Source organism: Campylobacter sp. LR291e (genome assembly GCF_008633915.1).
GTDB lineage: Bacteria > Campylobacterota > Campylobacteria > Campylobacterales > Campylobacteraceae > Campylobacter_D.
This window is the reverse complement of sequence record NZ_VJNV01000001.1, coordinates 94,778-119,814: the sequence shown is the minus strand read 5'-3', so window position 1 is coordinate 119,814 and position 25,037 is coordinate 94,778. Positions and strand designations below refer to the sequence as shown.

Here is a 25,037-nt window from a genome sequence, read left to right as displayed (position 1 = left end):
ATCTTTATTTTTATTAAAAAAGCCTAAATTTACCTTGTTGTCTTTTAAAGCTAAATTTATTAAATTTCAAATAAAAATTGGAAAAAACAATGACTCAAAGAGATATAGCAGGTAAGCTTAAATAAATGTTAAGACCTTACGCAAATGGAAAAAAATAGACCTAAGGTTTATACCTTGATAATGCTTGGTTTAAAATCAGAAGAAATTCTACAAAAATTAAAAGAAGATTGTGAAAATTTACAAAATTTAATAACTAACTCGCAAATAATACAAATTTTTAAAAAATAATCCTAAAAATATAAAAAACAAATTTTTTATTTTTTTTAAAAAAGATAAAGTAAGACTATGATACAATATAAAACTAACACAAATTTAACAAAGTGTGCTTAATTACTTATTTTAAGGAGAAAAGATGAAAAAATATGTTGTTTTTTTTGAAGCAAAGGGTGGAAGTGATAAGGGACCTGATGGACACAGAAAAGATACTATGCCTATGGTAAATGCTTTGAAAGCAAAAGGCTGGGGTGCAGAAGTTGTATTTTTTACAGATGAAATTTTAAAGGATGAGGCTAAGAAAAATGAAATTTTTGAACATGTTAAAAATGTAGCCGATGCTTATGTATCTCGCGTTAATCCTGGAAATTTAAAAGAAGAAAAACTTTATTTTGATGTGCTAAGAAAGCTTTGTGATAGTGGTCTCATAGGTATGCCTCACCCTGATGCTATGATAGGTTATGGGGCTAAGGATGCCTTAACTAAACTTGCTTGTACTCCGTTAGTACCTGATGATACCTATGCTTATTATGATATTAAGACCTTTAAAAAGACCTTTCCAAAATCTTTGGCTAAAGGAGAGAGAGTTTTAAAGCAAAATAGAGGTTCAACTGGTGAGGGGATTTGGCGTGTAAGGCTTGAAAAATCAAGCGAATATAATAAGGTAGAAAGCCTAGACCTTGATACAAATATCATTTGTACAGAGGCAAAGGACAATCACAGCGAAACTAGACAACTTGGCGAATTTATGGACTTTTGCGAACAATATATAGTTGGCGATAATGGAATGCTAGTTGATATGACCTTTTTACCACGTATTAAAGAGGGTGAAATTCGTATTTTAATGCTTTATAAAACCCCTGTTTATGTAGTTCATAAAAAACCTGCTGAGGGTGGGGATGCCTTTTCTGCTACCTTGTTTAGTGGGGCAAAGTATCGTTATGATGAGCCAAAAGATTGGAAAAACTTGATTGATTGGTTCTTGGGGCAATTGCCTGATATTAGGACTAGACTTGGAAACTATGACCTACCTCTTATTTGGACTGCTGATTTTATCCTAGATACTGATGAAAATGGCAAGGATAAATATGTTTTAGGTGAAATAAATTGTTCTTGCGTCGGCTTTACTAGTCCTGAGGAATTTATGGCAAAGATTGCTGTAATGGTGGGCGATAACATAGTAGATATAGTTAGCGAAAAAAAGGCTTAAAATAAAAAAATGCTAAGTTTAACTTAGCATTTTTAATAATTTTCAAAAATTCTTTCAAAATTTATTTTATTTTAAAATTGATTAATATATAATTTTCACCTATGGAAAAAAATATAATTAAACTTTATAGAATGACCTTAGCATTAAACGATAGTGCGTTAAAACAAAGTAAGAAAAGGTTACCTTTTATATTTTCATTGTATAAGAGGACTATTCAATTAAGAAAACTTTCTCAAGCAAAGAGAAAAAATCCTCTTTAATTTTTTTGCTTTTTTAACAACTAACATTATCAAACAAGTTTGTTTGAGTTTCTTCTTGTTTAATTTTAGCTGTTTTTGAAAAACGTATTAATTCTTCTGTCGTTTTTATATAAAATGGTAGTTTACTAAGGCAATACTTAAAAATTTCAGTGGCCGCTAAAGCATCGCTAAGGGCTCTGTGATGAATGTTATTAATGCCTAGTAATTCTTTAAGGGTGCTAAGATTATATTTTGGACTTTGTATGCAAGTTTGGGCAAATTCAACGCTACAAATTCGCCTATTTAGCAAAATTCCAAAATTACAATCATTTAAAGCCTTTGAGATAAAACCATAATCAAAACGCACATTATGCGCTACAAAAACGCTATCTTGCAAAAAAAGCCTAAAATCAGCTAGTACCTTTTTTAAAGAGGGGGCGTTTTGAACCATTTCTAAATTAATGCCTGTTAATTCAGTGATTTTTTCAGGGATTTCTTCAACCTTTATCAAGCTTTCAAAACGACTTATTTCTTTATTGTTTTGTAGTTTCACAGCCCCTATTTCTAAAATTTCACCACTTTTAATGCCACCTGTACTTTCTATATCAACTATGCAAAAAATTTCATTTTTTATTAAATTATTGCGTGTTTGAAGGCTTAAAGAATTATTTTTATTTAAAGCTAGTTTGAGCCCCATTAATTCTAAGGTTTGCAAGTCTAGCTTTAAACCCTTTAATTCTTCTAGGTCTGAAAATTTTTGCATTACCCATTGATAAGGCTTACTTTCTTTGCTTAAAGTATTAATTATATCATCAACTTTTTTTATCATCAAAACTCAAGCTTTAAAGATTTAATAGCTGTTTTATAATCATTTGAAGAAAATATATAATTACCAGCCACTAAAATATCGACCCCTGCTTCTTCTAAATTTGAAGCATTTAAACCATTTACCCCTCCATCAACTTCTATGAAAATTTTAGCATTTTTTTCATCTATCATTTTTCTTAATGTTTTAATTTTTTCGTAGCTATGACTTAGAAATTTTTGCCCACCAAAGCCAGGATTTACGCTCATTAATAAAACCATATCAATATAATCAAGCATGTATTTTAAATTTTCAACCAGCGTATGAGGGTTTAAAACTACTGCTGGGTGTATGTTTAAAGAACGAATATACTCACACATTCTTATAGGGTGATTTTCAGTCTCTATATGAAAGGATAAAAATTTTGGCTTTAAAGGGGCAAATAAATCAACAAATTTTTGTACATCTTTAACCATTAAATGTATATCTAGAGGCAAGTTTGTAACTTGTGAAATTTTATCTAAAACACAGGGTCCAAAAGTAAAATTTGGCACAAAATACCCATCCATTACATCAATATGTATTAAATCAGCCCCGGCCTCTTCAATGGCCTTAATCTCTTCTTCAAGCTTTAAGAAATTTGCTGACAATAAACTTGGTGCAACATACATTTTTAGCCTTTTAAAGTGAATAAAAAAGCAATTTTACCCTTTAAAAGTTAAAATTTTATAAAATTAAAAATCATTGAAAATTTTAAGCTTTTTTTGTTATAATACGACCTTTAAAAATTTCAAAGGATATAATATGTCAAGAGTATGTCAGTTAAGTGGAAAAGGTGTATTGGTGGGTAATAATGTAAGCCATGCTAACAATAAAACTAAAAAACGTTTTTTACCAAATCTTAGAAGTGTTCGTTTGCGTCTTGAAGATGGCACTACTTATAGGGTAAGAATCGCTGCATCTACTCTAAGAACACTTAGAAAAAATAATGCTAAATAATTTAAGCTCTATTTTTTGGGGCTTAAATTTTTAAACAAATATTAAATTCTTTCAAAATTCAAATTTTTTTATTAATATCATTTTTTGCTATGTAATAATATTTTAAGAAAATTTTATATTTTATTGTGTTACAATATTAGGTAATTGTATTTACAAAGTAAAGGAGTTTTTTATGTTACATGAATTTAGAGACTTAATGTCTGAATTAAAGGGCAAGGATGCACACTTTGATAAGTTATTTGAAAGGCATAATGAGCTTGATGATAAAATCAAAGACGCCGAAGAGGGTAGAGTTCCACTAGGAGATATTGAGATTACAACACTCAAAAAAGAAAAGCTCCGTGTAAAAGATGAGCTAAACGAATATTTAACAAATTATGAAAAATAAAATGGGAGGGGGTAGTATGTTTAGCAATAAATCACAACAAAATGAAGAGATGAAAAGGTTGCTTGAGGAAAATCAAAGCCTTAAAAAGCAAATTACAGCTTATCAAGCAGAAAATAGAGACTTAAAAGATAAGCTTAGCGATAGCGATGCAAATTCATCAGAATCTAGACTTAAAAATGAACTTTTAACTGTGTTATTAGAAGGAACGCTTAAAAGCATTTCTAATATCCAAGGTGATATGGCTGATAATGCTACAAAGGCAGAAAACATTTCAAAATATGCAATGGATTCTATAAATAGCATGGATGAGTTAAATCACATAACCCATTCTATTACTGCATCTTTAAGCAATATCATAGAGTCAGCTAATAAATCAAGAGATACAGCTGGTACCTTACATAGAAGTGTTGATGAGATAACAAATGTTATAGGTTTGATTAAGGATGTATCAGACCAGACAAATTTACTTGCACTTAATGCAGCCATTGAGGCAGCTAGGGCAGGAGAACATGGCAGAGGCTTTGCAGTAGTTGCTGATGAAGTTAGAAAACTAGCTGAAAAAACTCAAAAGGCTACAGCAGAGGTTGAAGTAAATATAAATTTACTTAAACAAAATGCTAACGAAATGTACTCTCAAAGCGAACAAGTTGAAAAAATTTCTATTGATTCAAATGCTCATATTATGAATTTTAGTGAAAAATTTGCTAAGCTTGCAGAAGATGCTAATAATTCTAAAAAAGATTCAGTAAGCATTAGTGCAGAATCCTTTGTCGCCCTTGTAAAACTTGACCATGTCATTTTTAAATTAAATGGCTATAAAGAAATTTTCTTAAGAACAGGCAAAAAACTTGCAGACTTTACGTCTTGTCGCTTAGGCAAATGGGTAGCAGGTGATGGCAAGACTAGATTTGGACATAATGCATCATTCTTAAAGATAGACAGCCCACACGAAGCAGTACATAAAAATATCAACTCAGCTATAGAAACTTCGCACAATGAAGACTTAAATGATAGAGAAATTAGACATAAAATCCTTGATAAATGTACAGTTGCTGAAAATGCTTCTGATGTTTTATTTGAAATATTTAAGGAAATGCTTAACGAACATAAAGCTAATTAATCCTAGTTTTTACTAGGATTTTAATCTTAAAATTCAAAAATATTAAATTTAATATTATAAAATTGCAAAAAAAGGATAATAATGAAAGATTATTTTTATAAAATTTTTTCTTTTAATATGAAAGAATTTAAGTTATTATTCTATGCTACTTTTTTTATATTTATACTTTTTGCAAGTTATGCCACGCTTAGACCAATAAGAGATGCCCTTGGAATTCATAACTCACAAGAAGCGTTAAAATGGCTATTTTTAGGCACCTTTATATTAATGATATTTAGTTCATTTTTAGCTATGTATCTAAGTGGAGCTGTTAAAAGAAGACATTATATTGATATAATTTATTATTTTTTTACTATAAATTTAATACTTTTTTTCATAGCCTTAAGCCTACTTGATGAAAATAGCAAGGACTTTACTTATTTTGCATACATTTTTTATATGTGGGTTAGTGTTTTTAATCTATTTATAATTTCTAGTGCTTGGTCGCTTTTGGCTGATTTATTTAGCAAAGATAGGTCTAAAAGGCTTTTTGGCATTATTTCAGCAGGGGCTAGCTTAGGAAGTATAATAGGCAGTTTAAGCGTTAGTCTTTTAAGTACTTTTTTATCCTTGCATAATTTTATTTTTGTATGTATATTTTTACTTCTTTTAGCCATAATCACTAAAAATTTATTAATAAAAGAATCATTTTCTTTATTAGAAGATAATCAAAAAGAAATTTTTAATCTTCGTTTTGAAAAAAGCATAGGTTCAAAAAACCCATTTGAAGCGATTTTTTTAATTATCAAATCAAAATACCTACTTGCCTTTGTCGCCTTTATACTACTTTTAACAAGCGTGTCTACCTTTTTATATATGGAACAAGCAAGGATTATAAAAGAACTTTTTCCAACAAGAGAAGCAAGAATTGCAGCCTTTGCAAATATTGATTTAATAGTACAAAGTGCTAGTTTTATAATGCAATGCTTTTTTACTGCAAAAATCGCTAGTCTCGGTTTAAAATGGCTTTTATCCTTGCTTGGCTTTATAATAAGTCTTGGCTTTATTTGCTTAGTCTTTACCCACCCTGCTTTTTTACCTTTTGTAATAGTTATGAGTATAAGAAGGATAGGAGAATACGCCCTTGTAAAACCAGGACGGGAAATGCTTTTTGTACCTTTAAATGCAAGTGAAAAATATAAGGTAAAAAATTTCTTAGATACCGTAGTTTACAGAGGCGGAGATGCCTTATCAGCTCAAATTGAAGGCTTTTTAGCAAAGATTAGCCTAACTTGCGTTTTATTAACAGGGGCTTTAATATCTTTTGTATGGGGCTTACTTGGTGTATTTTTAGCTAAAGGTTATGATAAAAAAGCTTAAAATTCCTTATACTTAAAATTCCTTATATAAGTCTTCTATTAAGATTTTACAAGCAATTATAATTAAAACAATGCCTCCTAAAATTTCAGCCTTATTTTTAAGAAAAATTCCAAAAACATGACCTATTTTTAAAGCTATTGCACAAAGTATAAAGGTGATTAAGCCTATTAAAATAAGGGCTATTAAAGGATTTGTATCTAAAAAAGCAAAACTTACCCCAACAGCTAGTGCGTCAATACTTGTAGCTATGGCTAAAAAAAACATGGTTTTATTATCAAAGGCATTTGAGTTTTTATCACAGGCGTTTTTATCAAACCCTTCTTTTATCATTTTAAGCCCTATTAAGCTAAGTAAAATAAAGGCTATGTAATGATCAATTCTAGCTACAAAAGAAGCAAAGCTAATACCTAGTAAATAACCTAGCACTGGCATTAAGGCTTGAAAACCTCCAAAATAAGCCCCGACTATCAAATAATGCTTAATTTGTAAATTTTTAACGCTAAAACCCTTACATAAGGAAACAGCAAAGGCATCCATTGCAAGTGCGAAACTTAAAAAAATAAGGCTTAAAATATCCATTTATTTTCCCCTTTGTATTTTTAATAAAACAAATAAAATAATATTATAAAGTAAACGAATAATTATTATTTTGAAAATATGAAAAAAGCCCATTTTTCAGCTTATATTAAGGTCAAAAAGATATAATTTTGACTTATATTTCTTAGTTTTGGCCCATTCGTCTAGCGGTTAGGACATCGCCCTTTCACGGCGGTAACACGAGTTCGAGTCTCGTATGGGTCACCATCTCTAAGTCGTATTTTTTAATCTTTCTTTATCAAGTCTTTCTTGCATAAGCTTTCTAGTATTTTCAAGCCATTTTTCATCGTTTGTATCAACTATAGGCAAGGCTATCATTTTAAGCACCCCGCTACTAGCCGTAAAATTCTTAGTATCTAAAATTTTAGCTGAATCAACTATAAGAATAGGTTGTACTTTTATATTTAATTTTTGAGCTAGTACAGCTGCCCCACTTTGAAATTTAAGCAATTTTTCAGACTTTGAACGAGTTCCTTCTGGAAAGATAGATAGCACTCTACCCTCGCTAAGTCTTTGTTTTGCCTCTTTTAAAATGCGTACTAAATCTCTTGGGTTTTTTCTATCAATACATAAAAATTTAGGTCTTAGCATAGCTATTTTAAAAACTGGAATTTGGGCTAATTCTTTTTTTGCAATCCAGGCTAAATTTGCAGGGTATAAATCTTCGAGTGCGATAATATCAAGTACGCTTTGATGATTCATAATTATCATTTTTGCCTCTTTATCAAACTCGCCTTCTAAATCAATACTATAATTTATAATATATCTTTGCATTTTTGCCCAGTTGTGCCTAATTTTATAAATAATATTTTGATTTTTAAGAAAACAAAAAAAGATTAAAACTAATGCTACACTAAATATAAAATTACACCAATAAATTAAGGCTTTAATTCTTTTGTAAATCATTTTTATTTGCCCAGCCTATCTTGCCATCATTTAGCAAAATTTTAATATAATCTTGTCTATGACCTAAAATTTCAATGTCTTCATCGTTTTGGGCTGTGTAAAAATAAGTAGAGTTTTCAGTAGGCAAAATTTTAACCCTAGCCCCTGCTTTAAGTACGCCATTTTCTATGCTGGTATCTATTAAAAAGCCAGAAATAAAGCAAATAAAGGCAATTATTAAGGCTATGTAGCTGTGATTAAAGATAAACACTAAGATTATTAAAAGCCCTATTATCCAAAGTCCATATCTTTTATACTCGTTAAAATCCTTGCTTATAGGGTTTAAATCACTTTGTGTACTTAACTCATCATCGCTTAATTTTAATTTAAAACTGAAATTTTCAAGCTTTGCTGTTTCTTTATTAAAATAAGAAAAATCAAAATTTAATTTATTATTTGGCAAAATCGCATAATAATAAGCAGTAGAATTATTAAAATCACCCCTTAAATTCTCAACACCTTGCTTTTTAATGCCTTCAATGTAAAAGCTTTTAAGATTAGTATTTTGAGCGTTTAATTCTATCATCATAATATTATTTTCTGTGTCAAATTGACTCGTTTTAACCTTTTTTATATCCAAAGAAGAGGCCACTAAATGCGAAAAATCTTTATTTGTAGGCGTACTATCAAATCTTATAGAGTTGATTTCAAGCTTTGATTCTTGAAAGACCTTGTTATTTCTAGTAAGTTGGACAATGATACTATTTAAGATAGCATTTGAAGTTTTAGCCTCAAAAAATAATTGAGCCTTGTAAATATCATTATTTTGCACCCATTTTAAATTTGGATTTAAAAAACTAAGCTCATCATTTTTATCAAGCACAATCTTAAAATCAAAATTCGTATCTTCATTTGTCTTAACCTCAAGTTCTATAGAAAAAAGCTCACCAACATAAACATTTTGTGGATAATTTTGACTATTAAGAACTAAGGCACTTTGACTAATGTAAGGTACTTCTACATTTTTTTCAAAATCTGTATTTTCATCACTTGCACTTATACTTTGATAAATTTTTCTTTCTTCTTTTCCAAGCTTTTTAGTACTGCTTTTTGGGGTATCAAAAACTGAAACCTCTTGCTGAGCAAATAAGAAAAAAATGCTAATACAACATATAAATAATAATCTCAAATCAAGCCTTTTAACATTTTTAAGCCAACTTCATTGCCTAAAATTTTATCACAAGCCCTTTCAGGATGAGGCATAAGTCCAAAAATTTTTTTATTCTCATCACAAATTCCAGCTATATCACATATTGAACCATTTGGATTATCAACATATTTTAATAAAATTAAATCCTTATCTTGCAAAGTTTTTAAATCATTTTCATCTGCAAAATAATTACCCTCGCCATGTGCTATAGGCAAAGTTATAATCTCATCTTTTTTAAAATTTTGCAAAAAGGCATTGTCATTTGAAATTACTTTTAATCTTTGTTCTTTTGAGATAAAATTTAAATTTTTATTATGTTTCATGGCACCCTTTAAAAGTCCAAGTTCTAAAAGCATTTGAAAACCATTGCAAATTCCAAGTACAAAGCCTCCCTTTTTTACATGTCTTAAAACGCCCTTCATAGCAGGTGCAAATTTAGCAATGGCAGCACATCTTAAATAATCCCCATAAGAAAAACCTCCTGGCAAAACAACTAAATCAGCTTCAAAATCTTCATTTTCTTGCCAGATAATCTTTGTTTTTGCACCGATTTTTTCAAAGGCATAAGCTGTATCAAATTCACAATTTGTACCTAAAAATCTAATAATGGCTACCTTCATATCACAAGCTCATAATCTTCTATAACACTATTTACAAGCAATTCTTCGCACATCTTTTCAACCTCTTGCCTAGCCTTTGTTTCATCGCTTTCATCAAGGTCAATGCTAATTTGCTTAGCAATCTTAGTATCTTTTACATTGTGAAAACCAAGTGCGTGTAAGGCCTTTTGCGTAGCCTTTCCTTGTGGGTCTAAGACACCATCTTTTAAGAAAACATTTATGGTTATTTTCATTATTTTACCTTAACTTAAAATTCTTTTTAAAATCTCTTCATAAGCCATTTTAACATTGCCTAAATCTTGTCTAAATCTATCCTTATCAAGCTTTTCATTTGTATCCTTATCCCAAAAACGACAACTATCAGGGCTTATCTCATCAGCTAATACTAATTCATTATCCTTTGTCAAGCCAAGTTCTATTTTAAAATCAATTAATCTTAAATTTTTGGTATCAAAAAAGTTTAGCAAAATTTCATTTATCTTTCTTGCTATAGTTTTTATTTGTGCTATTTGTTCTTTATCCTTTACCAAATTTAAAAGTAAGCAGTGTTCATCATTTATAAATGGGTCGCCCAAGGCATCATCTTTTAAACAAAACTCAACCAAAGCAAAAGGTAAAACGGTTCCATCTTTTATGCCAAGTCTTTTTGTTAAAGACCCAGTGGCTACATTTCTAACTATAATTTCAATAGGTAAAATTTTGCATTTTTTAACAACTTGTTCGTTTTCGCTAATCACATCTACTAAATGAGTAAGAATTCCCTTTTGTTCAAGCAAGTGAAATAACTGAGTACTAATCTTACAATTTAAAGCACCCTTACCACTTTCATTACCCTTTTTTTCGGCATTAAAGGCAGTTAAATCATCCTTAAATTCACTTATTAATAAATTCTCATCATCGCTTTTATAAAGTCTTTTTCCCTTACCCTCGTAAAGTAATTCACCCTTTATCATTTGAATTTTCCTTTAATATTTAAAATTTTGATTGTATCAATTGCCGATTTTAACTGCACATCATCATTAATTTGCCTTTGAGTTATAAAGTATTTTTCATCCTTATCTTTTTTATCAACCTTTGTTTTAGAAAGCTTTTCAAGTTCACTTTCAAGGTGTTTTTTAAGGTCACTTTCTTTTATAGAAAAATTATTTTCAAGCATACTAACCTTGCCAGGAAATACCTCAACATCAGGCTTAACGCCAACTGCTTGAATGGTCCTACCACTTGGCAAATAATATCTTGCAATGGTTAGTCTTAAAGCCTCTGTTTTGCTTATTGGTATGATTTGCTGTACGCTTCCCTTACCAAAGGTATTTTCACCTACTATAACCGCCCTTTTTAAATCCTGTAAAGCCCCACTTACAATCTCACTAGCACTAGCACTTCCACCATTTACCAAAACAACTAAAGGAGCACTAGAAATTTTATTTTTAGGCTCGGCTTTATATTCTTGATTTTCAGATTGTACCCGTCCTTTTTGAACTACTATAACGCCATTATCTAAAAATAAATTACTCAAACCTATAGCTTGATTTAAAAGTCCTCCTGGATTTTGCCTTAAATCAAGTATAACACCCTTTACATTTGGGTATTTTCTAAGTTCCTTACTGGCCTTTTCAACTACATTTTCATCAAAATTTGTAACCCTTAAAAAAAGTATATTTTCATCTTCAATCATCTTAGCATAAACGCTTTCAACCTTTATAATATCCCTTATTAAACGCACTTCAAAAGGTTTTTGCAAACTTTGTCTATAAATGGTTAATTTAATAGGGGTATTTGGCTTTCCTCGCATTTTATCAACAGCATCATCTAAGGACATATCCAAGGTAGCCTCATCATCTATTTTAAGGATAATATCCCCTGTTTTTATACCAGCCTTATCAGCAGGGGTTCCCTCAATAGGGGCTATAACGCTCAATGCCCCATCCTTTAAGCCTACAGTAACGCCAAGTCCTCCAAATTTCCCACTTGTTTGAATTTTCATATCATTAAATTCTTTTTCATTTAAAAAAGAAGAATGAGCATCTAAATTTCCAAGCAGACCTGAAATTGATTTATCCACTAAATCGCTTATATTTTGATCATCCACATAATATTGTTCAACTATATCTAAGGCTTTTGTTAATTTATCTAAGGCATTTAAACGTTTAGTTATATCATCTTCTTTAGTGCTAGTTTTAGCCTCCAAAGAACTTGCAAAAAATACGCAAAGTACTAAACAGCTAACAAAACCAGCAAAACTTGCTAAAATTCTTTTTTTATTCAAATTTATCTCCCATTTTGAAAATTAAGTTTAAATTCTAGTAAAAATTACTTAAAAATTTGTAAATGATAAAGAAAAAAATGAAGTTTTTAATTTTTAAATATTTTTATGTTAAAATTAAGCCATTTTTTAAAAAGGAAAGCTTATGAAATTTAGTGGAAAAAATGTTTTGATTACAGGGGCTAGTAAGGGTATAGGGGCTAGTATTGCAAATGTTTTAGCTAGTTTTGGTTTAAAGGTATGGATTAATTATAGAAGTAAGCCTGAACTTGCTGATGCTTTAAAAAAAGAGATTGAAAAGGCTGGTGGAATAGCAGCTGTGATTAATTTTGATGCTAGTATTGAAGAAGAATTTGAAAATGGCATTAAGACAATTATTCAAAGTGATGGAGAATTAAGCTATCTTGTCAATAACGCCGGAATAACCAATGATAAATTAGCCCTTAGAATGAGTTTAGATGATTTTAGCAAGGTAGTAAACACAAATTTATTTTCTGCCTTTTTAGGTTGTAAAGAGGCTTTAAAAGTAATGAGTAAAAAACGTTTTGGAGCCGTTGTAAATATAGCCTCAATAGTTGGTGAAATGGGTAATGCAGGACAGGTTAACTACTCAGCAAGCAAGGGTGGTATGATAGCCATGACAAAGTCCTTTGCAAAGGAAGGTGCAAGTAGAAATTTAAGATTTAACTGCGTTACACCAGGTTTTATTCAAAGTGATATGACTGAAATTTTAAGCGAAGAAATAAAGCAAAGTTATCAAAATAATATACCCCTAAAACGTTTTGCACAGCCTGAAGAGGTTGCAAATTGTGTAGCTTTTTTATTAAGTGATTATGCATCTTATGTGACAGGTGAAGTGCTTAAAATAAATGGTGGCTTATATATGTAATTATCTTAGAGTTAGTGTTTGCGTGGTTGGTTCTTCTTTTTTTATGCTTAAAAAATTCTCATTTATTAAAATATCAACCACGTCTTTAAATATAGGCAAGGCACTTTGGGCAGCATAATAACTATAAGGCTTTGTAGCATTTCTTACTAAAACACCTATGGTATAATTATTTTTTTCATCATTTGCAAAGCCAAAAAAAGATGAATTATAACGATTGCTTGCATAACCTTGACGTTCAGCAATCCTTGCAGTACCCGTTTTTCCACCTAAGGTTATACCTTGAGTTAAAGCCTTTCTACCCGTTCCTTTTTCTACCACACCAATTAGAATTTTTTGCATGGTTTTTGCAGCATCGCTTGAAAGAATTTTTTCTGTTTTTACCTCATCGTTTAACTCAACAAAACGACCATTTTGATAAAATTTTTCAGCTAATCTAGGAGTAACATAAACCCCATCATTATTAAAGACATTATAAGCAGCTAAAAGTTGCATAAAGGTAGTTTTAAGTCCATAACCATAGCTTAAAACGGATTTTTCAATATCACGCATTTTTTTATGATTTGGCAACTCTCCTTTTTGTTCGTATGGTAAATCTATGCCACTTTTTTCACTAAATTTAAAGATTTTAAGCCCTGAAATAATTTCAAGATTGCTAAGTCTTTTTGCAATTTGTATCATTCCTATATTTGAAGAATACATAATAATCTCTTCTAAACTCATTTTATCTTCTTTATGATCATCAGTTATAATAAATTTTCCAAGCTTATATTTGCCACCATAGGTATTAATTATCTCATTTTTCTTTAATTTACCAAGTTGCAAGGCCGTAGTAAAAATAAAAGGCTTTATAACCGAACCTGCCTCATATCCATATTCTATAGCACTTGCATTTAATACGGATAAATCCTTGCCTCTATTTTGAGGGTCGTATCTTCTCGAACTAACCAATGCTAAAAGCTTACCACTCTTACTTTCCATAACACCTACAATAATCTCATTTGCCTTTAAATCATCATTTCTTATGTCAATTGCTTGTTCTATATTTTTTTGTAATTTTAAAAAAATGTTAAGATATAAATCACAACCATTTATTTTTCTTTGTAATAAAGAATTTGAATTTAAAATGATATTTCCACCTATATCCTTTAGCCCTTGAATTTTCTCATCTTGCAAGGGATTTAAACAAGCCTCGTAATATTTTTCAAGCCCCTTAACCCCTACATTTTTAAGTATTCCTACATTTTTATCTAAAATCGTTTTTGTATAACCTATAGCAGGAGTTAGGGTATTTGTTATAGGATAAATTCTATCTTCTTCATGTTCTATAATACTAAGCCCTCTTATTTCAACGCGTCCATTATTGTTAGTAAATGCCTTAAAAAAGCCTTGGGTATAAAGTTTTTTAGCTAAGTCTTTTAAATGATTTGCTTGTTTTGTGTCAAGTTCTTGTAATAAAACAAAATTATAAGAACGTTTTTTGTGATTTTGCATTCTTTTTTTTATATCGCTAATCTGTTTATCACTAATGCCACTATAAATTTGAAAAAGCTTTAAAAATAGGTCAATTTTATCGGTATTTATACTTCTTAAATCAATCTCAGCCCTGTAACTTTGCTTAGAACTTACAAGGGTAAAATTATCCTTTGTTATAATGTTTCCTCTTAGGGCTAGTGAATATTGGTCTTTTTCTGTGTTTGGGATATGTCTTTTTGAAGTAAGGAAAAAGGTAGAGCTTAAAAATATAAGCATAAGTAAAAACGCCATACAATAGGCAAATGCAACCTTTGAAACTCTATTTTTCCTATATTCTTGCATAAAGCTTAAACTTGTGTATTTTTAATTTCTTTATAAGCACTAATTGCCTTATTTCTCACTTCAAGCATAAATTTCATACTGGTTTCAGCCTTACTAATAGCAATAGCTGCTTGGTGTAAATCCTTCACCTCGCCAGTAGCAATATCAGTCATAGCAGCCTCAGCTGTTTCTTGGGTTTTATTTAAATCTTCAATAGATTCTTTTAACAAATTCGCAAATTCATCACCTATTCCCTTTTGGTTTTGGCTTTGAATGCCTGAATTTGCTACCTTGCTAAGTTGATTTAAATCGTTAATAGTATTCATTTACTAACTTCCTTGTAACAATTCAATCGCACTTTGGGCTATAGCCTTTGCACTTGTAAAGGCACTTACATTAGCTTGATAAGCCCTTGTTGCTTCTATTAAATCGGCCATTTCTATAACAGGGTTTATATTTGGATAGGCCACATACCCTTCTTCATTTGCATCAGGGTGTCCTGGTTCATACTTCATACGAAAATCAGTATCATCCCTAACAACCTTATCTACAATCACACTCATAATCGCAGGATTTGCATCTTCTGGTGCAAAAGAATCATTTAAAGGATTTTCATATTTTAAAAAATTATTATCCTCTTTGATTTGTTTGTTTAAAAGCTCATCAAATTCAGTAGCTTTAAAAACAACCGACCTGCGTCTATAAGGTCCTCCCTCAGCCGTTCTAGTAGTGTTAGCGTTTGCTATATTCGAACTTATAACATTCATTCTAAAACGTTGAGCACTTAATCCATAACCACTAATATCAAAATCACTTAAGTATGCCATAACTTACCTTTAACTTATTTTATATTTTTGAACTTGCGTCAATTATTGAAGTAAAAATATTACCCTGTCTTCTTAAAACACCATCAAGTGCTGTAATCATAGTAGTATTTTTACTCATCTCAGTAGTTTCCACATCTAAATCCACGGTATTTGCATCATTCCTTGCTAAATGTCCATCCCTTAAATAAATAATAGACTTATTTGGGTCTGGAAATTTCCAAGGTTGTTGGTGATTTTCATCTGTGTTTGCTAATTTTAACTCTTTGTTATCACCCTTTTTAAAAATTTCATTTGCCCTATTAACCAAAGCTGTTTCAAATTCTATATCCCTTGCCTTATAAAATGGAGTATCCACATTTGCAAGGTTTGAATTTATAACTTGATTTCTTAAATTCCTACCTGCTAGTGCCCCAACTACTAGTTCTTTTGATTTAAATGGATTAATCATCTTTTATCCTTTATTTTTTTCTTAACCAAGAACAAGCAAAAAGAATGCCAACTTTTAATTTCTTTGTCCATCAATGGCCTTATTGTGCTCGTTTAAATTCGTACTAAATATATGCTTTCCTGTTTTTTTATCGCGTACAAAATACAAATAAGGCGTATCTGGTGGATTTTTAGTAGCCTTTATAGCAGCGATTGAAACATTACAAACTGCGTCCTGAGGTAAGCCTAAATTTTTATAGGTATTATACGAACTTGTATCATTTCTTATACGCTCAGGACTCACCCTAACATGAGAATAAACACCATAATTTAAAGTACCATCCATTTGAAGTTTCATACCGATTTTTAAGCGATTATTAATAACACTTGCAACAAGTGGCATTTCTTCTTCACTTGCTGCTTCTTTTTGAATAACTGATGCCATTATTATAGTTTTATACCATTTTTTAGGATTATATTCTCCATATAACTTAGTACTCCATTCTTTGTGCTGTCTTTCAGAATGAGTAATTAATAATTTTATAAAATTTGCTTCTGAAATATTGCGTGGAATTTTATAAGTATCAGGTATTAACATACCTTCTTTAAATGGGGATTGTTTGTTAAATTCAAAAATTAATATATCTTTATCTAAATTAAATTTCTTAGCAACTTGTTCTAAAAAGATTATAGTAGTTTCACCGGGGATTAAAGTAATATTTTGCGTAGCAGCCTTAGCCTTTGTGAGCTTATATAAAAATTCAAATCTATTTAATTTTTCTTTACCTATGTTAATCCAGCCAGATTGTGGCCTCCCTATAAAACGCAAAATAAATTTATCAATATCGCTTAATACATAATTTTTTTGTTTAAATTGTGTTATAATGTCAGCTATTGAACCTTGAGGTACAAAAACGACCTCGCTACTAGTAAAAGGTTTAGTAAGATAAAAAAATAGCCCTATTATAAATATAATAAAGAGCTCAACTATGAAAAAAAAGATTTTATACACACTGCTTGTGCTAGTGGTATTATTTTTAGCATTATTTTTTGTATTAAAAAACGGCTTTTCCATATCTAGTATCCATCTTAATTTTGTAAATTTAGAACAATTATATATTAAATTAGATAAAAAACTAATTTTAAGGGCAAAAAATATTTCTTTTAAGCAAGATTCAAACTCAAGCACAAATTTAAAAACTATAGAAAAAAGCGTACACGAACTAGTAGATATAGCTACGAATTTAAATTATTTTTATACCTTTTTTCAAGAAGTAGATATAGAAAAAATATTGATTAATGATAACCATGTAAGAATTTTATACAAAGATAATGAATTTTTCTTACATAATAATTTTTTACTAGCAAATCTTAGCTTACATAGCCAGCCCGGTGCTTTATTTGCAAATATTAAAAATATACACTTAACAGATTATAATGCTGATATAGAAGGAAATTTAAGCATAGGCATAAAGAATAAATTTTACTCATTAAATGCAAAAATAAACTCACCTGTTATAAGTTTTAATACCTTGCTAAATTATAGACATTCTCAACTTTCTTATAAATTTGAAGATATTAATATACAAGATATTACTAAGCTTTTTGCACATATCCAAGAAAAAATTATATTGCCTAAAAGTTTGGTAGAATGGGTGATCGACAAGGCAAGGGCGGAATTTTATCATTTTCATTTTTTACAAGGTTTTGCAGATTTAAGAAAGAATAATTTTTATTTTAATGATATTAGTGCAAGTGCTACTGCTACAAATGTAGAAGTTAAACTAGATAAGGTAATGAATGCTATTAAAATTCCTAACCTGGACTTAAATTTAAGTAAACAAAAGATTGATTTTTACTTTCCAAAGGCAAGCTATAATAATGGTGATTTAAGTGGTAGCAAGGTGTATTTATACGATATTTTTGATGATAAAAAAATGGGAATTTACATAAAGATTAAGTCAAATTCCTTGCGTTTTGATGAAAAATTAAACAATGCCTTAAAACAATATGTATTTGAACTTCCTTTTTATCAAACAAGTGGGACTATGAAAAGCGAGTTAGAACTTAAAATTGACTTTGATGAAAGTGGAGAAGTACTTTATAATGGTAGCTTTACCCTAAATAATGTTGGAATTTCTCTTGCAGATTTTGTTATAAAACAAGCAAATGTTAAATTAAAACAAGATGACTTGCGTATAGAAAATGCAAGTGCTAAAAATGAATTTTTAGACTCAAATTTTAATGCAAATATAAATTTACAAACAAAAAAAGGAAGCTTTGATACGCATATAAATAGACTTCATTTTGAAGGACTTTTAGATATTTCAAATCAAGATACGATTTTAAATTTAGATTATACAAAGGATATTTTATTAAGCATTCCAAAGTGGCAATTAGAAATGAATTTTAATAAGGGTCTAACCCTAACCTTAAATGATTTAAACCTTTGCGTACAAAATTCAAGCCTACTTCAAGGCATGGGTATAATAGGTGGAAAAAGCATAACTTATAATAGTACAAATTTTGATGATTTTGATGCCCAGCTAACAGATATGAAATTTAATGGTTCATTTTTAAAGGCTGATAAAAGCGTGTATGAAAACGATACTTTTTATGTTACAAGGCAAAAAGGCGTTACTAAGATTAGTTCAAAAAGTAATCTTGCAAGTGCTACAATTACTTCAAATTTAAAAGAAATTCACCTTAAAAATTTAATTTATGTTTATAAAAATGATAAAGAAGGCAAGGAATTTAACATAGAAGATTATAAAGAAAATATAGAACTTGGGGGGGCAAATGTCGGCGTGATTTTAAAGGATTTTAATAAGACCTTAAATTTTGATAAGCTTGAATTTTCCCTTAAAAATAGTACTATGCAAGCAACAGCAAGTAAGAATAAGGCAAATTTTCGCCTTCACATGTCAAAGGATAAATTAAGTCTTGTAGCTAAAAATATGGATGATAATTTTATTAACACCTTTTTAGGCAAACAAGCCTTTAAAGAAGGAAATTTAAGCCTTTATGTAAGGGGGGATAATTTAAAATTTTTAAATGGAAGATTTGAACTTAGCAATACTTATGTAAAAGACTTAAAAGGAACGAATAATCTAATATCCTTCATAGACACAATCCCTAGCCTACTATTATTTAAAAGCCCTACTTTTAATAATAGTGGCTTAAAATTTGAAGAAGGAGTGGTAGCATTTGAGAAAAAAAAGGATTTAATAAATTTTACAACTATAAATTTAAATGGAGATAGCGTTGATATTTACGGGCTTGGCAATGCAAATTTAAGCGATAATTCAGTGGACTTTAACCTAGAATTAAAAACCTTAAAATCAGCCACTACAGCAATTGCCAGTGTGCCTATTTTAAACTACGTTCTTTTAGGAAAAAACAAAGAAATTTCAACCATTTTAAAGGTTGACGGAAGTATTGATAATCCTCAATTTCACACGCAAATTTTATTAGATACCCTAAAAACTCCTTTTAATTTAATAAGAAATATCATAATGCTACCTGTGAATTTATTTGACTTCGATGATTAGTTTTATAATAAAAAATAAAAAAAAGTTTAAATTTCCTCTTGCTTTTTTTTTAAATTTTACTATACTTTGCAATGAAATAAAAAAATAATATTTTAAAGGACAAAAAATGCACATTACTTACACTCTTACAGATGAGTCGCCAGCGCTTGCTACCTACTCGTTTTTACCAATAGTTAGAGCCTTTTTAAAAAAAGCTAATATAGTGGTTAAAACCTCGGATATTTCACTATCTGGTAGGATTATTGCTAATTTTGGCGAGTATTTAAAAGAAGAACAAAGATGTGAAGATGCCCTAGAAAACCTAGGCAAACTCGTAAAACAAGCAGATGCAAATCTAATCAAAACCCCAAATATCTCTGCTTCAATTCCTCAGCTCAAAACAGCGATTAAGGAACTTCAATCTAAAGGTTATATGTTACCAAATTACCCAGACGAGCCAAAAAATGATGAAGAAATTCAAATCAAGGCAAAATATCAAAAAATTTTAGGCTCAGCCGTTAATCCAGTACTTCGTCAAGGTAACTCAGATCGCCGTTCAACAAAGGCAGTTAAAGACTATGCAAGGAATAATCCTTACAGGGTTACTGAATTTAATCCAAATTCAAAAACCATAGTTTCTTATATGAAAGATGGCGATTTTTTTGATAATGAAAAGGCTGTTTTAATAAAAGAAGATTGTGTTGCAAGTATTGAATTTATTTCAAATAGTGGCAAAAGTGAAATTTTAAAAGACAATCTAAAATTAGAAAAAAATGAAATTTTAGATGCTACCTTTATGGATGTGGAAAAATTACAAGAATTTTATAGCGAACAAATTGAACTTTGCAAAAAAGAAGATATACTTTTTTCTCTACACTTAAAAGCAACTATGATGAAAGTAAGCGACCCTGTTCTTTTTGGTTATGCAGTTAAGGTTTTCTTTAAAGAATTATTTGCTGAGTTTAAAGATGAGTTAGAAAAACTTGGCGTTAATGCAAATAATGGACTTTCTGAACTTTTAAGCAAAATAGAAAATTCGCCTAAAAAAGATGAAATCTTAAAAAAATACAAAGAAATTTTAGATAAAAGTGCCAAAATTTCAATGGTAAATTCAGATAAAGGTATTACAAATTTACATGTACCAAGCGATGTTATAGTTGATGCGTCCATGCCTGCTATGTTAAAAAATGGTGCTAGACTTTGGGATAAGGATGGCAAAGAAAAAGATACAAACGCAGTTATCCCTGATAAAACCTATGCTACAATTTATGAAGCCGTGATTAAGGACTTACACAAGAATGGTACTTTAAATCCTAGTAAATTAGGTAGCGTTTCAAATGTAGGTTTAATGGCTAAAAAAGCACAAGAATATGGCTCACACGATAAAACTTTCATTGCAAAAGAAGATGGGATATTTAAAATAGTAGCAAATAATAAAACCTTGCTTGAACATAAGGTAAGAAAAGGTGATATTTATAGGGCGAATCAAGCTAAATTTGATGCTGTTATTAACTGGATAGATTTAGGCATTGAAAGAATGCAACTTAGTGGTGCTAAAGCGATTTTTTGGCTAGATGAAAAAAGGGCTAGTAATAAAATAATGATAGATTTAGTCAAAAAAAGATTAAATGAAAAAAACGTACAAATTGACATTTTAGAACCCTTTGAAGCTTGTTTAAAAAGCCTTGAATTAATCCGTGCTGGAAAGGATGCTATCTCAATAACAGGCAATGTTTTAAGAGATTACCTAACCGATTTATTCCCTATATTAGAACTTGGAACTAGTGCAAAAATGCTTTCGGTGGTGCCTATGTTAAATAATGGTGCTATGTTTGAAACAGGAGCTGGTGGATCAGCCCCTAAACAAGTAGAACAATTAGTAGAAGAAAATCACTTGCGTTGGGATAGCTTGGGTGAATTTCTAGCCTTACAAGCAAGTTTAGAATTTTACGCTCAAAAATGTAGCAACAATAAAGCAAAGGTTTTAGCAGCTTGTTTAGACGAAGCCATTGGAGAATGGCTTGAAAACAATAAAGCCCCTTCTAGAAAGGTAAAAGAAGATGATAATCGTACAAGTCATTTTTATTTAGCCCTTTACCTAGCAAATCATTTAGCAAGACAAGCAAATGACCTTGAATTGCAAAGTTTCTTTAAAGATATAGCCTTAGAATTAAGTTCAAATGAAGAAAAAATTCGTGCCGAATTTAACGATACACAAGGCATTAAGGTGGATTTAGGAGGCTATTATAAATTTGATGATGATAAAACAAATAAAATTATGAGACCAAGTGCTACATTTAATGCCATTATTGCAAAGATAGAAGCATAATGAAAATTACAATTATCGGTGCTGGACATGTTGGTGTAAGCATTACTTACGCCTTAATTTTAAGAGAATTTGCAGATGAACTTGTCTTAATTGATAAAAGCGATGAAATTTTAATAGCAAGGGAATTAGAGCTTGAACAAAGCATAGCTTCTTTTAATTTAGATATAAATTTAATCTGTACTCAAGATTATTCTCATACAAAAAATAGCGATATAGTTATATTTTGTGCAGGTTTAGCAAGGCAAGAAGGGCAAAGTAGACAAGAACTTTTGCAAATAAATACTGAAATTATGCTAAGTTGTGCAAAAAATATAAAAAAATATGTTGAGGACCCACTATTTATCATACTTACAAATCCTGTTGATTTTTTACTTAACACGCTTTATGAACATAAAATTTTTTCTACCAAAAAAATCATTGCCATGGCTGGAATTTTAGATAATGCCCGTTTTAAATACGAATTATCTAAAAAATTAAGGGTTAAAATGTCAAATATTGACACTAGATTAATCGGCTTTCATAATGATGATATGGTATTGTTAAAATCATACGCAAGGATTAATAATAAACCCTTGTCTGAGTTTTTAAACGAAGAAGGCTTTGAATATATTGAAAATGAAGTGAAAACGGGTGGGGCAAAGATTATTAGACATTTAAAATCCTCAGCCTACCTAGCACCAGCAGCAGCTTGTGTTAGAATGCTAGAAGCTACTAGGAGTGGTGAGTTTTTACCTATAAGTGTAATTTTAAATGGGGAATTAGGCGTCAAAAATAAAGCATTTGGCGTAATGGCTAGGCTTGGCTTAGAAGGTGTTATTGAGATAATGAAGCTTGATTTAAGTCAGGACGAAACAGACAAACTTGAAAAATCGTTAATCAAATATCATTACAAAGGAGAATAAATGAATATACACGAATATCAGGCAAAAGAAATTTTTGCAAGTTATAAGATACCTACTTTAAAGGGTAAGGTAGCATTTAGTGTTGATGAAGCAGTCGCAAACGCTAAAGAACTTGGAGGCAGTGTGTGGGCCGTAAAGGCTCAAATTCACGCTGGAGGTCGTGGCCTTGGAGGTGGTGTTAAAATTGCTAAAAATTTAGATGAAGTAAAAAGTTATGCAAGTCAAATTCTAGGTATGAATTTGGTTACTCACCAAACAGGACCAGAAGGAAAACTAGTCCAAAAACTATATATTGAAAGTGGTGCAAATATAGTAAAAGAATATTATTTGGCTATACTTTTTAATAGAATGGCTGAAAAAATCACTATCATTGCATCAAGCGAAGGTGGTATGGACATTGAAAAGGTAGCAAAGGAAAGCCCTGATAAAATCGCTAAGGTTAGCATAGACCCTCAAATTGGTTTTAAAATGTTTCATGGCTTAGAAGTTTCAAAGGTTTTAGGACTCAACAAGGATGAAAGCAAAAAATTAATTTCTATGATAGATAAGCTTTATAAACTATATATGGATAAAGATATGAATATGCTTGAGATTAATCCTTTAATCAAAACTGCTGAAGGCGATTTTTACGCACTTGATGCAAAATGTAGCTTTGATGATAGTGGACTTTATAGAAATCAAGACATAGCAACCCTTAGAGATATTAGCGAAGAAAATCCAGCTGAAAGAGAGGCCTCTGAATTTGGATTAAGTTATGTTAAACTTGATGGAGATGTTGCTTGCATGGTTAATGGTGCAGGTTTAGCAATGGCTACTATGGATATTATTAATTATAGTGGGGCAAAACCAGCAAATTTCTTAGATGTTGGTGGTGGGGCTAGTGCTGAAACCGTGGCTAAGGCCTTTGAGATTATTTTAAGAGATAAAAATGTAAAGGTTATTTTCATAAATATATTTGGTGGAATCGTTCGTTGCGATAGAATTGCAAATGGAATTTTAGAAGCTACTAAAAATGTTGAAGTAAATGTTCCTGTTGTTGTTCGCCTTGATGGTACAAATGCAGCAGAGGCAAAGGCAATCTTAGAAAATTCAAATCTTACAAATGTAAAAGCAGCTACTGATTTAAAAAGTGGTGCAGAGCTTGTAAAAAGTTTAATATAAGGAAAAATAATGAGTATTTTAGTTAATAAAAACACAAAGGTTATAGTTCAAGGTTTTACAGGCAAAGAGGCAACTTTTCATGCTGAACAATGCATAGCATATGGTACAAATATAGTAGGTGGAGTTACTCCTCACAAAGGTGGACAAACTCACCTTGGAAAGCCTGTTTTTGATACAGTTGCAGAGGCAGTAAAGGCAACTGGGGCTGATGTTAGCCTTATTTTTGTACCAGCTTTTGCTGTTGGAGATAGTGTTATAGAAGCAGCTGATGCAGGTATTAAACTTGCAGTTGTTATCACTGAACACACACCTGTAAAGGATATGATGTTTGCTAAAAATTATGCAAATAAAAAAGGCATGAAAATCATAGGTCCAAATTGCCCTGGTATTATTACTTCTGATGAGTGTAAGCTTGGAATTATGCCTGGTTTTATCTTTAAAAAAGGTTGCGTTGGTTTAATTTCAAAATCAGGTACTCTAACTTATGAGGCTGCTAATCAAGCTGTAAAAGCTGGATATGGAATTTCAACAGCTGTTGGTATAGGTGGGGACCCTATTATAGGTCTAGCTTATAAAGAACTTTTAAGCGAATTTCAAAAAGATGATGAAACAAAGGCTATTATAATGATAGGTGAGATAGGTGGAAGTCTTGAAATTGAGGCTGCTAAATTTATAAAAGAAAATATTACTAAACCTGTTGTTGCCTTTATAGCCGGTGCTACTGCTCCAAAAGGTAAGAGAATGGGACATGCTGGTGCTATTGTTGGAAGTGCTGATGAAAGTGCGGCTGCGAAAAAAGAAGCACTTAGAAGTTATGGGATTAAAGTCGCTGATTCACCAGCCTTAATAGGTGAAGAAGTTAAAAAGATTTTAGGTTAAAAGGAAAATATTATGAGTATAAATGCTCCAAAAGACACACCCGTTTGGGTTGATGAAAAAAGGTGCAAAGCTTGTAATATCTGCGTTAGCTACTGCCCTGCTGGGGTTTTAGCTATGCGCGATGATGTACAAGCCGTACTAGGACAAATGATTGAAGTAGTACATCCTGATTCCTGTATAGGTTGTGCAGAATGCGAAGTACATTGTCCTGATTTTGCTATCATGGTAGCAAAAAGAGATGAATTTAAATTTGCTAAATTAACGCCTGAATCAAAAGATAGAGCTTTGGCTGTAAAAAATAATAAATATAAAAAATTAAATTCTTAGGACAA

Annotated in this window: 27 protein-coding genes, 1 tRNA gene and 1 pseudogene; 15 read left to right on the top strand and 14 right to left on the bottom strand. The window is 30.6% G+C overall.

Translation table 11 applies throughout. The features are described from left to right. Positions 1-144: 144 nt before the first annotated feature. Entirely contained in the window at positions 145-288 is a 144-nt protein-coding gene (locus FMM58_RS08565; protein ID WP_190317910.1) for a hypothetical protein, read from the top strand. A 124-nt stretch (positions 289-412) separates the two neighbouring features. Further along, complete coding sequence (locus FMM58_RS00600; RefSeq protein WP_150139421.1) at positions 413-1,483, top strand: Cj0069 family protein; 1,071 nt, start codon at positions 413-415, stop codon at positions 1,481-1,483. A gap of 273 nt (positions 1,484-1,756) precedes the next feature. Here the strand turns inward: FMM58_RS00600 and FMM58_RS00595 are convergent, their stop codons facing one another. Next, positions 1,757-2,551, bottom strand: a complete 795-nt coding sequence (locus tag FMM58_RS00595; protein WP_411675275.1) for a 3'-5' exonuclease — start codon at positions 2,549-2,551, stop codon at positions 1,757-1,759. Then, positions 2,551-3,198 (bottom strand): ribulose-phosphate 3-epimerase, encoded by a 648-nt coding sequence (rpe, locus tag FMM58_RS00590; RefSeq protein WP_150139417.1) that lies wholly within the window; start codon positions 3,196-3,198, stop codon positions 2,551-2,553. The genes FMM58_RS00595 and rpe overlap by 1 nt, the downstream gene beginning before the upstream one ends. A gap of 133 nt (positions 3,199-3,331) precedes the next feature. Here rpe and rpmB point away from each other — a divergent pair, with 133 nt between their 5' ends. From rpmB to FMM58_RS00570, 5 genes and pseudogenes are all read left to right on the top strand, one after another. Then, a complete protein-coding gene (rpmB, locus tag FMM58_RS00585; protein WP_150139416.1) occupies positions 3,332-3,526 on the top strand; it encodes a 50S ribosomal protein L28 in 195 nt (64 codons plus the stop codon). A 172-nt stretch (positions 3,527-3,698) separates the two neighbouring features. Beyond that, positions 3,699-3,914: a YdcH family protein gene (locus tag FMM58_RS00580; RefSeq protein ID WP_150139414.1), complete on the top strand. Its 216-nt coding sequence runs from the start codon at positions 3,699-3,701 to the stop codon at positions 3,912-3,914. A gap of 433 nt (positions 3,915-4,347) precedes the next feature. Then, positions 4,348-4,584 (top strand): annotated as a pseudogene (locus tag FMM58_RS09290) (methyl-accepting chemotaxis protein); the annotation flags it as partial. A gap of 12 nt (positions 4,585-4,596) precedes the next feature. Then, on the top strand, positions 4,597-5,034 hold the full coding sequence (locus FMM58_RS09285) for a CZB domain-containing protein (protein ID WP_411675274.1): 438 nt from the start codon (positions 4,597-4,599) through the stop codon (positions 5,032-5,034). An 81-nt stretch (positions 5,035-5,115) separates the two neighbouring features. Further along, on the top strand, positions 5,116-6,393 hold the full coding sequence (locus FMM58_RS00570) for an NTP/NDP exchange transporter (RefSeq protein ID WP_150180268.1): 1,278 nt from the start codon (positions 5,116-5,118) through the stop codon (positions 6,391-6,393). Positions 6,394-6,405: 12 nt separating this feature from the next. Here FMM58_RS00570 and FMM58_RS00565 read toward each other — a convergent pair whose 3' ends face one another. After that, positions 6,406-6,972, bottom strand: coding sequence for a manganese efflux pump MntP family protein (locus FMM58_RS00565; protein WP_150180267.1), 567 nt, complete (start codon positions 6,970-6,972; stop codon positions 6,406-6,408). A gap of 150 nt (positions 6,973-7,122) precedes the next feature. Here FMM58_RS00565 and FMM58_RS00560 point away from each other — a divergent pair. After that, positions 7,123-7,197: transfer RNA gene (locus FMM58_RS00560), tRNA-Glu, on the top strand. A gap of 3 nt (positions 7,198-7,200) precedes the next feature. Here the strand turns inward: FMM58_RS00560 and FMM58_RS00555 are convergent. From FMM58_RS00555 to FMM58_RS00530, 6 genes are read right to left on the bottom strand one after another with little or no spacing between them, the layout of a single operon-like run. Next, positions 7,201-7,896, bottom strand: a complete 696-nt coding sequence (locus tag FMM58_RS00555) for a lysophospholipid acyltransferase family protein (protein ID WP_150139406.1) — start codon at positions 7,894-7,896, stop codon at positions 7,201-7,203. After that, positions 7,877-9,064, bottom strand: coding sequence for a hypothetical protein (locus tag FMM58_RS00550; RefSeq protein WP_223810427.1), 1,188 nt, complete (start codon positions 9,062-9,064; stop codon positions 7,877-7,879). The genes FMM58_RS00555 and FMM58_RS00550 overlap by 20 nt, the downstream gene beginning before the upstream one ends. Beyond that, positions 9,061-9,705 (bottom strand): phosphoribosylformylglycinamidine synthase I, encoded by a 645-nt coding sequence (purQ, locus tag FMM58_RS00545; RefSeq protein ID WP_150139404.1) that lies wholly within the window; start codon positions 9,703-9,705, stop codon positions 9,061-9,063. Before purQ ends, FMM58_RS00550 begins: the two co-directional genes overlap by 4 nt. After that, the gene (purS, locus tag FMM58_RS00540) at positions 9,702-9,938 is read right to left on the bottom strand and encodes a phosphoribosylformylglycinamidine synthase subunit PurS (protein ID WP_150139402.1); all 237 of its coding nucleotides are present in this window, start codon (positions 9,936-9,938) and stop codon (positions 9,702-9,704) included. Before purS ends, purQ begins: the two co-directional genes overlap by 4 nt. A gap of 9 nt (positions 9,939-9,947) precedes the next feature. After that, positions 9,948-10,658, bottom strand: coding sequence for a phosphoribosylaminoimidazolesuccinocarboxamide synthase (gene purC, locus FMM58_RS00535; protein ID WP_150180266.1), 711 nt, complete (start codon positions 10,656-10,658; stop codon positions 9,948-9,950). After that, positions 10,655-11,971, bottom strand: coding sequence for a S41 family peptidase (locus FMM58_RS00530; RefSeq protein ID WP_150139399.1), 1,317 nt, complete (start codon positions 11,969-11,971; stop codon positions 10,655-10,657). Before FMM58_RS00530 ends, purC begins: the two co-directional genes overlap by 4 nt. A gap of 142 nt (positions 11,972-12,113) precedes the next feature. Between FMM58_RS00530 and fabG the strand changes: the two genes are divergently transcribed. Beyond that, positions 12,114-12,857, top strand: a complete 744-nt coding sequence (gene fabG / locus FMM58_RS00525; protein ID WP_150139397.1) for a 3-oxoacyl-ACP reductase FabG — start codon at positions 12,114-12,116, stop codon at positions 12,855-12,857. Here the strand turns inward: fabG and FMM58_RS00520 are convergent, their stop codons facing one another. The 5 genes from FMM58_RS00520 to mltG are packed head-to-tail and all read right to left on the bottom strand — an operon-like array spanning position 12,858 to position 16,979. Further along, positions 12,858-14,672 carry a peptidoglycan D,D-transpeptidase FtsI family protein gene (locus FMM58_RS00520; RefSeq protein ID WP_150139395.1) on the bottom strand — a complete coding sequence of 605 codons (1,815 nt, stop codon included), beginning with the start codon at positions 14,670-14,672 and terminating at the stop codon, positions 12,858-12,860. It lies immediately after the preceding gene. A 5-nt stretch (positions 14,673-14,677) separates the two neighbouring features. Next, positions 14,678-14,977 carry a flagellar hook-basal body complex protein FliE gene (gene fliE, locus FMM58_RS00515; RefSeq protein ID WP_150139393.1) on the bottom strand — a complete coding sequence of 100 codons (300 nt, stop codon included), beginning with the start codon at positions 14,975-14,977 and terminating at the stop codon, positions 14,678-14,680. A gap of 3 nt (positions 14,978-14,980) precedes the next feature. Further along, positions 14,981-15,478, bottom strand: coding sequence for a flagellar basal body rod protein FlgC (gene flgC, locus FMM58_RS00510; protein WP_150139391.1), 498 nt, complete (start codon positions 15,476-15,478; stop codon positions 14,981-14,983). A 19-nt stretch (positions 15,479-15,497) separates the two neighbouring features. After that, complete coding sequence (gene flgB / locus FMM58_RS00505) at positions 15,498-15,926, bottom strand: flagellar basal body rod protein FlgB (protein ID WP_150139389.1); 429 nt, start codon at positions 15,924-15,926, stop codon at positions 15,498-15,500. Positions 15,927-15,980: 54 nt separating this feature from the next. After that, positions 15,981-16,979 carry an endolytic transglycosylase MltG gene (gene mltG, locus FMM58_RS00500; RefSeq protein ID WP_150139387.1) on the bottom strand — a complete coding sequence of 333 codons (999 nt, stop codon included), beginning with the start codon at positions 16,977-16,979 and terminating at the stop codon, positions 15,981-15,983. Between mltG and FMM58_RS00495 the strand changes: the two genes are divergently transcribed. From FMM58_RS00495 to FMM58_RS00470, 6 genes are all read left to right on the top strand, one after another. Then, on the top strand, positions 16,894-19,455 hold the full coding sequence (locus FMM58_RS00495; protein ID WP_150151406.1) for an AsmA-like C-terminal domain-containing protein: 2,562 nt from the start codon (positions 16,894-16,896) through the stop codon (positions 19,453-19,455). The genes mltG and FMM58_RS00495 overlap by 86 nt on opposite strands. Before the next feature lie 106 nt (positions 19,456-19,561). After that, complete coding sequence (locus tag FMM58_RS00490) at positions 19,562-21,763, top strand: NADP-dependent isocitrate dehydrogenase (protein ID WP_150151403.1); 2,202 nt, start codon at positions 19,562-19,564, stop codon at positions 21,761-21,763. Then, positions 21,763-22,665 (top strand): malate dehydrogenase, encoded by a 903-nt coding sequence (locus tag FMM58_RS00485; RefSeq protein ID WP_150180265.1) that lies wholly within the window; start codon positions 21,763-21,765, stop codon positions 22,663-22,665. The genes FMM58_RS00490 and FMM58_RS00485 overlap by 1 nt, the downstream gene beginning before the upstream one ends. Continuing rightward, the gene (gene sucC / locus FMM58_RS00480) at positions 22,666-23,826 is read left to right on the top strand and encodes an ADP-forming succinate--CoA ligase subunit beta (protein WP_150139380.1); all 1,161 of its coding nucleotides are present in this window, start codon (positions 22,666-22,668) and stop codon (positions 23,824-23,826) included. It begins immediately after the preceding gene. Positions 23,827-23,835: 9 nt separating this feature from the next. Continuing rightward, entirely contained in the window at positions 23,836-24,705 is an 870-nt protein-coding gene (gene sucD, locus FMM58_RS00475) for a succinate--CoA ligase subunit alpha (protein WP_150180264.1), read from the top strand. Positions 24,706-24,717: 12 nt separating this feature from the next. Then, a complete protein-coding gene (locus FMM58_RS00470; protein WP_150139376.1) occupies positions 24,718-25,032 on the top strand; it encodes a 4Fe-4S dicluster domain-containing protein in 315 nt (104 codons plus the stop codon). Positions 25,033-25,037 lie beyond the last annotated feature (5 nt).